The following is a 13,403-nucleotide window of genomic DNA, read 5'->3' on the forward strand; positions in this document are numbered from 1 at the left end:
CCAAGAACCCTGGTTATGGCCATGGATGCTCAGCACAACACCAACGTCCAAGCCTTGGTGACTTTGATCAAGAAGGCGTCAAGTGAAAAGGTCAAAAAATTAGAAGAACGCGGCGCATCGAACCCGATCGTCCGCATTGCCTTAGTCGGCGTGCCAAACTGCGGCAAGTCAACCATCATCAACCGCTTAGTTGGCCATAATGTGGCCATTACCGGCGACAAGCCTGGCGTTACCAAGGGGCAGGCCTGGCTGAAGACCAACTATGGCATCCAGATTCTGGACACGCCAGGGATCCTGTGGCCAAAGTTTGAAGACCAGGACGTGGGCTATAAGTTGGCTGCCTTTGGTGCGATCAAGGACACGATTTTCCACGCAGACGACGTTGCCTTGTTTGTGATTCGGCTTTTAAAGCAGTATTACCCTGCTTACTTGGCCAAATTCGCCAACTGCAGCAAGGAAAAGATTGCGGCTATCGGCGATACTGATCTCCTTTTGGCACTGACTCAAAACAACGGGATGCGGGATGACTATGACCGCTTCTCCTTGTTTATGCTGCAGCGGTTAAGAAAGGGCAAGCTGGGCAGAATCACCTTGGATAGAGTGAATAATGAAAATTAATGAAATTAGAGACTTGCTAAAGCAAGAAAACCCAGATCCTGCCTTGATTGAAAAACTTAGAGAGGATCCGCGCAAGGGGGTCATGCAGCTCTTAGCCAGTTATGATCGCCGGCAGGAGAAGCTGGCAAAGAAAAAGGCAGAATTTTTAAGCCGCTTTGCTTACGAAAAAGACTTTTGGCAAAAGGGGCAGCTGGTGGCTGGTGTAGACGAAGTTGGCCGCGGTCCCCTGGCGGGCCCAGTCGTTGCGGCGGCGGTGATATTACCGGAAGATTTTGACTTGATTGAAGTCAACGACTCCAAAAAGGTGAGCCCAGCCCACCGCCTGGCCCTTTACCCGCAAATTTTGGAAAAAGCAGTGGCGGTTGGCATCGGTTTGATGGACAACCAGGTGATTGATGAGATCAACATCTATGAAGCCGACCGGCAAGCCATGAAGCAGGCAGTTGAGAAGCTCAGCGTTAAGCCGGATGCTCTCCTAGTCGACGCTATGAACGTCCCGGTTGACTTGCCGCAAACCGAGCTGATCAAGGGGGATGCCAAGTCTAACTCGATTGCGGCGGCATCTATTGTCGCCAAGGTATACCGGGATAACTTGATGGATGAATATGCCAAGCTTTACCCGCAATACGGCTTTGAGCGCAATGCTGGCTACGGGACTAGCGAGCACTTAAAAGCTTTAGCAGAATTTGGCCCTACCCCGATTCACCGACTGACCTTTGCTCCGGTTAAAGAAGGCTTGGAGCAGCACCGGAAGCAGTAACGAAGTTTCCTTTTAATGAAACGATTCACTATTTTGCTAGTGAATCGTTTTTTGCTTGCTTTTGATAAATTTTTAAATTATTTTTGCCTGCAAGTTAGGACGAGTAATGCTTGACCTGATCGCCTTCTTACACTTTGATTTGACTGTAAAAGCAGCGTTAGATCAACCTTCGTTGCTATTTGCCTGCAAGTGGCACGGGCTTATTTTTTCTAGTATGCTTGGGCTGTGGCATAAAGTGAAGGAAAAGTAACAGCAGTAATAACGAGAAAATGAATAAGACAGAATTTTTGCTTCGGCTCAAGCTGCAAAAGGGGCTCAGCTACCTCAAGATCCTGCAGGTCATGCAGCAGATGCCGATTGATGAAGACATTGACCATGAATGGATTAATTGTTTGGAATTGCCAGAAGACATCCTGACGCTAGTTGAACACGCCTACCTGGATGATCGCTATGAAAGTGCAATTGAGAATTTACAACAGCAGTTTAACATTATTAGTTTTTTTGATGAATCCTATCCTTTGGCCTTGAGAGAAATCTACAGACCGCCAATTATGCTCTTCGCCAAAGGCGACTTGTCCTTGCTGAGGCATGAGGTCACGGTCATTGTGGGCTCCCGATATCCAACTTCATATTCGGCCCGGGTCATCGAAAACATCATGCCGGCCTTGGTGAAGAGAAAACAAGTCGTTGCCAGTGGCCTGGCCCGCGGCGTTGATGCCATTGCCCACCAGATGACCTTGCGCTTTGGTGGCAAGACGATTGCGGTAGTGGGAAATGGCCTTAATTATTTTTACCCGCAAGAGAACATGGAGCTGCAGCGGCAGATTGCTGAACGTGGGCTCTTGCTGAGTGAATATTTGCCGGATACGCCGCCGCGTCCTTTTCGCTTTCCCGAGCGCAACCGGATTTTGGCTGGGATTTGCAAGAATGTCATTGTGACTGAGGCTAAGGAACATTCAGGATCGCTAATTACGGCAAATTTAGCCTTGCAGGAAAATCGCAACGTTTATGCCGTGCCAGGGCTGATCACCAGCCCCTTGTCCAAGGGCACCAATCAGCTGATTTCAGCAGGGGCTACGCCCATCATTGATGGCAAGCTTGAAATGTTAATGTAGGGTAAAATTTAGTCTTTTTTCTAAAAAGTCATTTATTCTTTGGTTGACAATTTCCAAAATTATTTCTATATTGAAGGAGATTTAATTTCAAATTTGAGGGAAAGGGGCATTTGATGCCTACCAAAGCAAAAGATACCGAAAGTAAGAAGACTAAAGCCGCTAAGACGACCAAGGCCAAGAGCAAAAAGACCCGTGCTAAGAAGAGCAAGGTCAAGAAGGACCTGGTGATCGTTGAATCTCCGGCTAAGGCACATACGATTGAGAAATATTTGGGCAACAAGTATCACGTCATTGCCTCTAAAGGCCACATCCGGGATTTGCCCAAGTCCCAAATGGGGGTTGACCTAGACAACAACTACCAGCCAAAATACATCTCCATTCGCGGCAAGGGCGATACTATCAAAGAGCTGAAAGCTGAAGCCAAGAAGGCTAATAAAGTATACCTGGCTTCCGACCCCGACCGGGAAGGAGAAGCGATTGCTTGGCACGTTGCTCACGTTTTGGGCTTAGATGAACACGACAAAAACCGGGTTACCTTTAACGAAGTTACCAAGGACGCGGTTAAAGATGCCTTCAACCATGCCAGAACCATCGACATGGACACGGTTGATGCCCAGCAGGCCCGCCGGGTCTTAGACCGCTTGGTTGGCTATTCCTTGTCCCCAATTTTGTGGTCCAAGGTGAAGAAAGGCTTGTCAGCAGGGCGCGTTCAGTCAGTTGCCTTGAAGCTGGTTATTGACCGGGAAAAGGAAATCAAGGCCTTTAAGCCAGTCGAATACTGGACCATTGAAGCTGAATTTGCTCATGGCAAGAGCAAGTTCCAAGGCTCTTTTTACGGCTTAAAGGGCAAAAAAGCCGACTTGCCAAATAACGAAGCCGTTCAGGACGTTTTAGCCAAGCTGGACAAGAAGAAGCCTTTTGCGGTAACCAAGGTGGTCAAAAGAGAAGTCAAGAGGCAGCCAGCTGCCCCATTTACCACTTCCACCATGCAGCAAGAAGCTAACCGCCGCTTGAATTTTAGAACCTCGAAGACCATGAGCATTGCCCAGCACCTGTATGAAGGGGTGAGCCTGGGCAGAGAAGGCACGGTCGGTTTGATTACTTACATGAGAACTGACTCTAAGAGAATCAGTCCGGTCGCTCGGGCAGAAGCCGCTAAATTTATTGACGAAGAATATGGCGCAGAATACGCGGTTAAGAAAGAACGGCACTTCAAGAACCAAGAAGATGCGCAAGATGCCCACGAAGCCGTCCGTCCAACCAGCGTCTATCGGACGCCAAAGTCTCTGGAAAAGGTGCTGACGAAAGATGAACTCCGGCTTTATACCTTGATCTGGAGCCGCTTTGTGGCTAGCGAAATGACGCCGGCTGTCTTTGATACGGCTCGCTATGACTTAACGCAAAATGACGTGACCTTTAGAGCCAGCGGCTCGGTCATGAAGTTTGCCGGTTATACCAAGGTTTATGACAACCGGAGCGACAAGAACGTTGCCCTGCCAGACCTGGCCGAAGGGGCAGAAGTCAAGATGACCAAGTCTGACAACAAGCAGCACTTTACCCAGCCGCCTGCCAGATATACCGAAGCCAGCCTGGTCCGGGCCCTTGAAGAAAACGGCGTTGGCCGGCCTTCAACTTATGCCCCAACCATCCAAAACATCCAGTCACGCAACTACGTTAAGCTGGAAGGCAAGGCAATCGTGCCAACTGAACTCGGCGAAATCGTTGACGGTTTGGTTGAACAGTTCTTCCCAGATATTACCAGCGTTGACTACACGGCCAAGGTAGAAAATGACCTAGACGAAGTGGAAAAGGGCAAAGAAGAGTGGGCTAAGGTTGTCGACCGCTACTACAAGCCATTTTCTAAAGAACTGGAAAAGGCAGACAGCGAGATCCAAAAGATTCAAATTAAAGACCAGCCAGCTGGCTTTGACTGTGAAATCTGCGGGGCGCCAATGCTGATCAAGATGGGCCGCTATGGCAAGTTCTATGGCTGCTCCCGCTTCCCAGACTGCCGCCACACCCAAACCATCGTCAAAAAGATTGGCGTTACTTGCCCGAAGTGCGGGAAGGGTGAAGTATTGGAGAAGAAGTCCAAGAAGGGCCGGAAGTTTTATGGCTGTTCCCGCTACCCAGAATGCGACTTTGTTTCTTGGGACAAGCCAATTGCCCGGGCATGTCCAAATGATGGCCACTTCCTGGTCGAAAAGAAGCGCAAGGACGGGATCGTTGTCCTGTGTCCAAATGGCGACTACAAGGAAGAGCCACAAGAACCTGAAGAAGCTGAGTAAAGCTAGAGAGATTTAACTAGATATTTAAAATGCCGCCTAATGGCGGTATTTTTTTCGAGTCAATCATTGGGAAGAGAAGACTTTTTCCGGTAAAATAGCTAAGAATAGATTTTCTATAAGTTTAACAAGAGAGATAGGATTGAGACAGATGACTAAAAAAGTTACAGTTATTGGCGCAGGACTAGCCGGCAGTGAAGCTACTTGGCAACTTGCCAAGCGCGGCATTGAAGTTGACCTTTACGAAATGCGGCCTAAGGAAATGACGCCGGCCCACGAAACTGGCAATTTCGCCGAACTGGTTTGCACCAACTCCATGAGAAGCAACCAGCTGTCAAACGCGGTAGGCCTCCTCAAAGAAGAAATGCGGCAAATGGGCTCTTTGATCATGGAAGCTGCTGACCAGACCCAGGTGCCAGCCGGCGGGGCTTTGGCCGTTGACCGAGACCAATTTTCAAACTATGTGACTAGCAAGTTAAAGAGCCTGGACAATGTAACCGTTCATGACGAAGAGATTACCGAACTGCCAACTGACGGCATCGTGATCGTGGCTACTGGTCCCTTGACTAGCGACAAATTAGCTGAACAAATTCAGCAGTTCGAGGGTACTGACAGTCTCCACTTTTTTGATGCAGCGGCTCCGATCGTGGCTGCTGATTCTATTGACATGGATATCGTCTACAAGAAGAGCCGGTATGACCGGGGTGAAGCAGCTTATCTGAACTGCCCAATGACCAAGGAAGAATACGACAAGTTCGCTGACGCCTTGATCCATGCGGAAACAGCTGACTTGCACGGTTTTGAAGACAGTGAAGTCTTTGAAGGCTGCATGCCAATCGAAGTTATGGCTAAGCGCGGCCCAAAGACCATGCTTTTTGGTCCCCTGAAGCCAGTTGGCTTAGAAGATCCAAAGACTGGCGAAACTCCATATGCTGTGGTGCAGCTCCGCCAAGACAATGCTGCCGCTTCCATGTACAACATCGTGGGCTTCCAAACTCACTTGAAATACGGCGAGCAAAAGCGGGTCTTCTCGATGATCCCAGGCCTTGAAAATGCTCGCTTTGTCCGCTACGGCAAGATGCACCGGAACACTTACATGGCCAGTCCTGAAGTCTTGAAGGCGACTTATGAAGCTAAAAAGCAAGCAGGTCTCTTCTTCGCTGGCCAGATGACCGGGGTTGAAGGCTACGTGGAAAGTGCCGGCAGCGGCCTAGTAGCTGGAATTAACGCCGCTAGAGAAGCAGCCGGTCTTGAACCAGTCGAATTCCCGGTGACGACTGCCTTAGGCTCGATGGCTCACTACATCACGACTACTGATGCCAAGCACTTCCAGCCAATGAACGCCAGCTTTGCACTGATCCCAGGCCTTGAAGGCAAGAAGATCCGCAACAAGCGTGAACGCCACGAGAAGATCAGTGAACGTGGCTTGGCTGATTTAGCCAGCTTTAAAGCAGAAAAGCTGAGTGATTAAGGTGGACTGGGTAGAACAATTTTTATCCTACTTACGCAATGAACGGGCCTATAGCGAAAAGACTGCGACAGCATACCAAAGCGATTTAGCCGACGCCCAGGCCTTTTGGCAGGAAAATGGCGGCTTTAAAGGCTGGGACCAGCTTGACCGCCGCGATGTCGAGATTTACCTGCAATCTTTAGCGCAAAAAGGCCTAGCAGCCAGCAGCCGGATGCGGAAGATGTCAGCTCTCAAGTCTTTTTACCGTTTTTTGATCAAGCGAGGATTAACGGAAGTTGACCCCACTGAAGCAATTGAAATGCGGCGGGGTGAAAAGAAGCTGCCTGACTTTTTCTACCAGCAAGAAGTCGAGCAGGTGCTGGACTCTTTAAACGACGGCAAGCCCTTGACCTTGCGTAACCGGGCGATCCTGGCCCTGTTTTATGCAACGGGGATGCGGCTGAGCGAGGTCAGCAATCTGCTGGTCAAGCAGGTTGACTTTGATAACTGCCTGATCCTGGTCACCGGTAAGGGGAAGAAGGAACGCTATGTCTTTTTTGATGAAGAGACAAAAAAGATCCTGCAGACCTATTTAAGTGATTCCCGTCCCAAGCTTTTAAAGTATGCTCATGACAATGGGAATTTCTTCCTCAATAACCGGGGTGAAAAGCTCAGCAGCCGCGGCATCAGCCTGGTCATCAAGCAGCTTTTTAAGAAAAGCGGCATTACGAGCGGTGCCCACCCCCACGAGCTGCGGCACAGCTTTGCCACGGCCATGCTCAATAACGGGGCCGATCTGCGCAGCGTACAAGAGCTTTTAGGGCACAGTGACCTGTCGACGACGCAAATTTATACGCATGTAACGATGAAACATTTGCAGGATGAATATCGGCAGCATTTTCCCCGAAAAGACGAAAAATAATATAAAAAGTGATATGATGAAACTGGTTGGTAAGCGCCAACGGATAAATTTTTATTAAGATATTTGTGAAAAACTGCCAAAAAGTTGGCAAACGATTACAATGCTGATTGTAATATATTCTGCAATTTAGCAAGTGGAGGAAAAAATGACTACAATTTGTTCAGTCAAGTATCACGGCCAAACCGCGATTGCCGGCGATGGCCAGGTAACTTTAGGTAAGAGCATTATCGCTAAGACGACTGCTAAGAAGATTCGCCGCATTTACCATGACCAAGTGGTTATCGGCTTTGCCGGTGGGGTAGCGGATGCTGTTAGCCTGCAAGAAATGCTGGAAGGCAAGCTGGAAAGCTACGGCGGCGACCTCCGACGGGCAGCTGTGGAAATGGCGCAAGCTTGGCGCAAGGACCCAGCCCTGCAAAAATTGGAAGCCATGGTGATTGCCTTTAACGACAAGGATTTACTCTTGATTTCAGGTAACGGTGAAGTGCTGGAACCAGACGAAAGCGTCGTGGCGATTGGGTCAGGCGGCTATTATGCCCAAGCTGCAGCAGTTGCGATGACTCGCCATAGCGATGGCATGACGGCTAGCGAAATCGCCAAGGAAGCCGTCAATATTGCAGCTGATATCGATGTCTTCACCGACCACCAAATTATTACGGATGAAATCGAGGAACAGTAGCATGAAAGAAAAAACGCCTCGTCAAATCGTTGAGCTTTTGGACAAGTACATCGTTGGCCAAGACGAAGCTAAGAAGCTAGTGGCGATTGCCTTGTACAACCGCTACCGCCGCTCCCAATTGCCAGAAGACTTGCAAAAGGACATTACTCCAAAGAACATTTTGATGGCTGGGCCAACCGGGGTTGGTAAGACGGAAATCGCTAGAAGACTGGCTGATATCGTGGAAGCCCCCTTTGTGAAGGTGGAAGCAACCAAGTTTACCGAAGTCGGATATGTTGGCCGCGACGTTGAATCCATGGTCAGAGACCTGGCTAACGAAGCTGTTCGCATCGTTGAAAAAGAAGAATTTGCTAAGGTAGAAGGTCAGGCTTTAAGAGAAGCCAACAAGACCTTAGTCAGACTCTTGGTGCCAGGCGTCAAGGCCAACAACCGGCAAAGCCAAATGCAGCAGATGCAGGCCATGATGGACAGCCTGTTAAGCGGCAAGGGGATGCCGGAAGAGCAAGAAGAAGTTACGGATGAAGTCCGCAACAAGCGCTTGTCCGTTGCCGAAAAACTGGAACGAGGCTTGCTAGAAAACGAAGAAGTCACCATTGAAGTTGAGCAGGCTAACAAGGTCAACCCGATGGGCGACATGATGGGCCAGATGGGCATGGACATGTCTGCTTTAGGCGACCTGATGCCTAAAAAGAAGGTAAAGCGGACCCTGCCAGTCAGCCAAGCCAGAAAACTCTTGGTTCAAGAAGAAGAGCATAAACTAGTTGACTACGATGCCATCTACCAAAAGGCCATCGAAAGAGCAAGCCAAAGCGGGATCATCTTTATCGACGAAATCGACAAGATTACCGCTGCTGGTCAGCGCAATTCTGGTGAAGTTTCCCGGGAAGGCGTTCAAAGAGACATCTTGCCAATCGTTGAAGGGTCAACGGTTTCTACTAAGTATGGTCCTTTGCCAACGGATCACATTCTCTTTATCGCCGCTGGGGCCTTTGCCGAAAGCAAGCCAAGCGATCTGATTCCAGAACTGCAAGGCCGCTTCCCAATCCGGGTTGAATTAAACGCCTTGAAGAAGGAAGACTTTGTCAAGATCTTGAAGGATCCGCAAAATTCGCTCTTGAAGCAGTACATTGCCTTGCTGAAAGCGGATGGGGTTGACCTGGTCTTTACGGCAGAAGCGGTCGACAAGATCGCAGAAATTGCCTATGATGTCAACCAAGGCACGGACAACATTGGGGCCCGCCGTTTAGCAACGATCTTGGAAAAATTGCTGGAAGAAGTCTTGTATGAAGGTCCTGACATGGAAATGGGTCAGATCACCATTACTCAGGCCTACGTTGAGCAAAAGTTAAGCGATATTGTGAAGAATAAGGATTTAACCAAGTTTATCTTGTAATTAGCGGTTCTAGATGAGCAATCTAGCTTTTTTGAGGGGGAAAGCATGGACTACACAATCGAAAATGAAATCATTAAAGTGACGGTATCTTCAACGGGTGCAGAAATTCAGAGCATTGTCGGCAAGCATATTGGCAATGAATACATCTGGCAAGCAGACCCTGAAATCTGGGGCCGGCATGCGCCAGTCTTGTTCCCAATCGTGGGCAAGCTGAAAAATGATGAATACAGCTACCAGGGCAAGACCTACCACTTGGGCCAACACGGCTTTGCTAGAAACATGGAATTTAAGCTGGAAGAACAAACTAAGGAAAAGCTGACTTTCCTCTTGACGGATACGCCAGAAACCTTGGAAGCCTACCCATTCCACTTTGAATTCCGGGTGAGCTACGAGCTTTTAAACAACATGGTAAAGGAAAGCTTCAAGGTTACCAACACCGGTGACGGCGACATGATCTTTGGCGTGGGCGGCCACCCTGGCTTTAACCTGCCAGTTGATGACCAAGTCAAGAAGGAAGACTTTTACCTGCAAACCAGTCCGGCTAAGCCGCGCGTGCAAGTGCCGCTGGAAAATGGCTGCCTGAACTGGGGCAAGCGGTCTTTAGCGCCAACGGAAACCATGATCACCATTACCGATGACTTGTTTAAGAATGACGCTCTGGTTTACCTGATGCGGCACCCAAACAACAAGTTCTCCATTAAGACGGACACCAGCCGCTTCCACATCAATGTGCGGACAGATTCTGCGCCATACGTGGGCGTTTGGTCCCAATATCCAAAGACGGCTAACTATGTCTGCATCGAACCATGGTGGGGGATTGCCGATACCACCGATGCTGATGGCGACTTGGAACACAAGAAGGGGATGAACCGGATCAAGAGTGGCGAGACTTTTGACGCCAGCTTCCGGATGTCCTTCCACAGTCCAGTTCATGCTGAATAAGGATTGAACAGAGATTGAATAATAAATAATATCTCTTAAATGAACAGGCCACGCAAGTGGCCTGTTTTTATGCTTTTTTATAAAAAATTACCCAGCCTTTACATGTGAAAGTGTTTACAAATATCGAAATTTGGACTAAGATCAATCTTGGAAATAGCAAAACAAAAATATTTGCCATTCTTGATTGATCTTAGTTAATTGATGATTGTTAATATTTTTGGAGGCACATCATGAGCAAGTTAACTGCGGGGACTTTTGAGGGAACGGCGCCGGGCCATAACGGTGACATTACGGTAGCTTTGACAACGGACGGCGAGCGCATTACCGACTTAAAGGTGGTCAAGGAGCAAGAAACGCCCCATGTTGGCGACAACGCCTTTAAGTGGCTGCTAGAAGCCATTGTGAAAAATCAATCGGTTGGCGTTGATGCTGTGAGCGGGGCAAGTTTTACCTCTCGCGGGATCATCAATGCGGCAAAAAAGGCACTAGTAGCCGCTGGCGGCAAGGTTGAAGAGTGGGACAAGCCGGTTCCAAAGCCGGTCGTAGCCGCTAAAGACCAAACAGCAGATGTCGTGATCGCTGGGGGCGGCTTAACCGGTTTAGCCAGTGCGGCTTTTGCAACAGAAAAAGGCTTGAAGGTCGTCGTTATTGAAAAGAACGATCAGGTTGGCGGTTCTTTCCGTTACGCAGCTGGCGCCTTTGCCACCTGCGGATCCAGCCAAGCTGAGGACAATCAGGTTGATGACTTGGTGGCCTGGGTTAAGGAATTAAACCGCCACGGCGCCAAGAAAGAGATGAACTATGACTTCCTCCACTACCTGGAGGAAAATAGTGGTCAGGCTTTTGACGACCTTTGCCAGATTACTGGTCTCAAAGGACAAAAAATTCAAGAAGCCCCTTATAAGGTACTGACGCCGGGGCCAGGGGCACTAGTTACTGAGCGCCTTGAAGCCTATATTAAAGAGCATGGCGGCTTGATTTTGCCAGATACGGTGATTACCAAAGTTTTGACTGACGGCAGTCATGCAACTGGCATCATGGCTAAGAATGCATCCGGCAGCTTCAAGATTACGGCTAAATATGTAGTCATTGCCACTGGCGGGGCTTCGGCGGGTCACCGGGACTGGCTGGAAAAGGAAACGCCAGCTTTAGCTAATGTCCATGTCTTTAACGAAGCTAACCCGGCCAACACCGGGGACGGCTACGGAATTTTGAAAGAGACAGGGGCTGCCTTTTATGGGCATGAATACTATAAGAACGCCTTCCTTGACTTTGGCTGGCCACTGCGGATCTATTACGCTAACGTGCCAGACTATAGCAAGGCAATCCTGGTCAACGCTGATGCTAAGCGCTTTACTAATGAGGCACCATTCTTTGTCTTGAACCTGACGACCGCGCTTTACTATGAAGGCTCGCCGCGCTACTACTTGATCTATGATGCTAAAACGATGGACCAGGACTTCAGAAAGAAGCTGAACAGTCAACAAGAAGACCCAAAGGTAGTCGTTCACGCTCAAACGATTGAAGAATTGGCTAAAAAGCTCTCCCTTGATCCAGCAAGTTTAAAGGAGACTTTTGACCAGTATCAAAAAGCCTGCGAGAGCGGTCAAGACGAGTTTGGCAAGGATCAAGATCATCTGGAAAAGTTTGACGGCAGCGAGGGCTACTATGGCCTGTACGTCATGCCGGGATGCTGGGGGACGATTGGCGGCGTTAAGATCAACCGAGAGTTCCAAGTCGAAAAGACGGATGGCAGCCATTTTGACAACTTGTATGCCTTAGGGGAAATGTCGACTAGTGAGCTCTTTAGCGACTTCTACATTGCCGGCTTCTCCTTGGCCAACTACTTTACTGAAGCTAAGCTCCTTGCCAATAGCTTGTCTAAGTAAAAGAAAACATGGTATAGGAAACATAGTAATAGAAATAGAAAAAATAGCTAATCTAGATAACAGTTTAAAAATGTCAGCTTTGCTGGCATTTTTTATTTTTGCCAAAAATATGAAACCGCTAGCAGAAAAAGGACTATAATTATAGGTGAAAAAGTTGTTTTGTAAAGTAAATGTCATATGTGTGTTAACAAATCAGAAAACGGAGGAGAAAAAGATGAAGACTTTTTCTAAATTAGCTGTCCTTACTGCCAGTGCTTGTTTGCTGAGTCTTGCTGCTGGGCAAGTCCAGGCCAGTCAGGCTGATGAATATTATCCAGAAGTGAAGAAGGTCCGCGTCCAAGAAGGCAACTACCTGATTGCCCGGGACCTGGTCAAGAACGCCTCGAAATTGCCGGAAAACACCATCTACGAGTTTGTCCATGAACCCAACTTTTTAAAGGCTGGGACTTACCGGACGAGAATTCGGATTTTGTACCCTGACGATTCTACCGAGGAAACGAGAAAGGCTGAGGTAGTGGTTTACCGCTACGCCATGGATAAAGACAAGTACCAGCCAGCCGTGAAGGGCAAGACCATCTACAAGGGCCAGAAATTGGCCGCCAAAAAGCTCGTGACCAACCGCAAATACCTGCCAGGTGGCAGCCGGTATGAATTTGCCAGCCAAGAAAATTTTGCCCAAGCGGGAACTTACAAGGTCCGCGTAATTGTCACTTACCCTGATGGCAGCAAAGACAAGAGCAAGCAGGTCAAGTTCCATGTTAAGTCTGCCAGCGATGCCCAAAGATACCAGCCCGTAGTAACCGGCAGGACCACGGCTTTTGGCAAGGCCTTTAAGTCTAAGCGCCTCGTTACCAACAAAAAGCAGCTGCCAAAGAAGACCAGCTACCGCTTTACGGCGATTCCTAACTTCAAAAAGGCGGGAACTTACTGGACCCGGGTCAAGGTCACTTATCCTGATCAGAGCAAGGAAGAGAGCGCCTGGGTCAAGGTGGTCGTTTTGCGGCAAAAAGACAGCGACAAGTACCAAGTTCACGTGAAGGGGAAGACTACTTATTACGGGAAAAAGCTGACTGCGAAATCTTTGGTAACCAATGCTAAAAAGCTGCCAAAAAAGACCAACTACTACTTCACCATGACGCCCAACTTCTACTATGCCGGCACTTACTATACAGCAATCAAGGCTGTTTACCCTGACGGGACAGCAGACGTTAGCCGCCTGGCCAAGGTCGTAGTTAAGTCTTTGAAGAGCCATTATCAAGTGAAGGCAGTCAGCAAGACGACCTCTTTAGGCAAGGCGATTAAGCCTAAGAACGCTGTTGCTAATGTGAAGTCCCTGCCAAAAGGCACCAC

Annotated in this window: 11 protein-coding genes; all 11 read left to right on the plus strand. The window is 48.7% G+C overall.

What is annotated here, in order from left to right; translation table 11 throughout:
* On the plus strand, positions 1–618 hold a 618-nt coding region (locus ACI4WN_RS09200), incomplete at its 5' end, for a YlqF/YawG family GTPase (protein ID WP_439777919.1).
* Positions 608–1,378, plus strand: coding sequence for a ribonuclease HII (locus tag ACI4WN_RS09205; RefSeq protein WP_439777920.1), 771 nt, complete (start codon positions 608–610; stop codon positions 1,376–1,378). The genes ACI4WN_RS09200 and ACI4WN_RS09205, both read left to right, overlap by 11 nt.
* A gap of 269 nt (positions 1,379–1,647) precedes the next feature.
* Positions 1,648–2,493 (plus strand): DNA-processing protein DprA, encoded by an 846-nt coding sequence (dprA, locus tag ACI4WN_RS09210; protein ID WP_439777921.1) that lies wholly within the window; start codon positions 1,648–1,650, stop codon positions 2,491–2,493.
* 113 nt (positions 2,494–2,606) lie between these two features.
* Complete coding sequence (gene topA / locus ACI4WN_RS09215) at positions 2,607–4,781, plus strand: type I DNA topoisomerase (protein ID WP_439777922.1); 2,175 nt, start codon at positions 2,607–2,609, stop codon at positions 4,779–4,781.
* Positions 4,782–4,929: 148 nt separating this feature from the next.
* Positions 4,930–6,249 carry a methylenetetrahydrofolate--tRNA-(uracil(54)-C(5))-methyltransferase (FADH(2)-oxidizing) TrmFO gene (trmFO, locus tag ACI4WN_RS09220; protein WP_439777923.1) on the plus strand — a complete coding sequence of 440 codons (1,320 nt, stop codon included), beginning with the start codon at positions 4,930–4,932 and terminating at the stop codon, positions 6,247–6,249.
* Positions 6,242–7,150: a tyrosine recombinase XerC gene (gene xerC / locus ACI4WN_RS09225; protein WP_439777924.1), complete on the plus strand. Its 909-nt coding sequence runs from the start codon at positions 6,242–6,244 to the stop codon at positions 7,148–7,150. Before trmFO ends, xerC begins: the two co-directional genes overlap by 8 nt.
* A gap of 145 nt (positions 7,151–7,295) precedes the next feature.
* Complete coding sequence (hslV, locus tag ACI4WN_RS09230) at positions 7,296–7,829, plus strand: ATP-dependent protease subunit HslV (protein ID WP_056945372.1); 534 nt, start codon at positions 7,296–7,298, stop codon at positions 7,827–7,829.
* A 1-nt stretch (position 7,830) separates the two neighbouring features.
* Positions 7,831–9,222 (plus strand): ATP-dependent protease ATPase subunit HslU, encoded by a 1,392-nt coding sequence (gene hslU / locus ACI4WN_RS09235; RefSeq protein ID WP_439777925.1) that lies wholly within the window; start codon positions 7,831–7,833, stop codon positions 9,220–9,222.
* Between the two features lie 45 nt (positions 9,223–9,267).
* Positions 9,268–10,164: an aldose 1-epimerase family protein gene (locus ACI4WN_RS09240; RefSeq protein WP_439777926.1), complete on the plus strand. Its 897-nt coding sequence runs from the start codon at positions 9,268–9,270 to the stop codon at positions 10,162–10,164.
* A gap of 230 nt (positions 10,165–10,394) precedes the next feature.
* Positions 10,395–12,053, plus strand: a complete 1,659-nt coding sequence (locus tag ACI4WN_RS09245; protein ID WP_439777927.1) for an FAD-dependent oxidoreductase — start codon at positions 10,395–10,397, stop codon at positions 12,051–12,053.
* 214 nt (positions 12,054–12,267) lie between these two features.
* Positions 12,268–13,403 (plus strand): Rib/alpha-like domain-containing protein (locus ACI4WN_RS09250; protein WP_439777928.1); only part of this gene is annotated, 1,136 nt, incomplete at its 3' end.

This window comes from Lactobacillus sp. (assembly GCF_051893255.1).
Taxonomy (GTDB): domain Bacteria; phylum Bacillota; class Bacilli; order Lactobacillales; family Lactobacillaceae; genus Lactobacillus.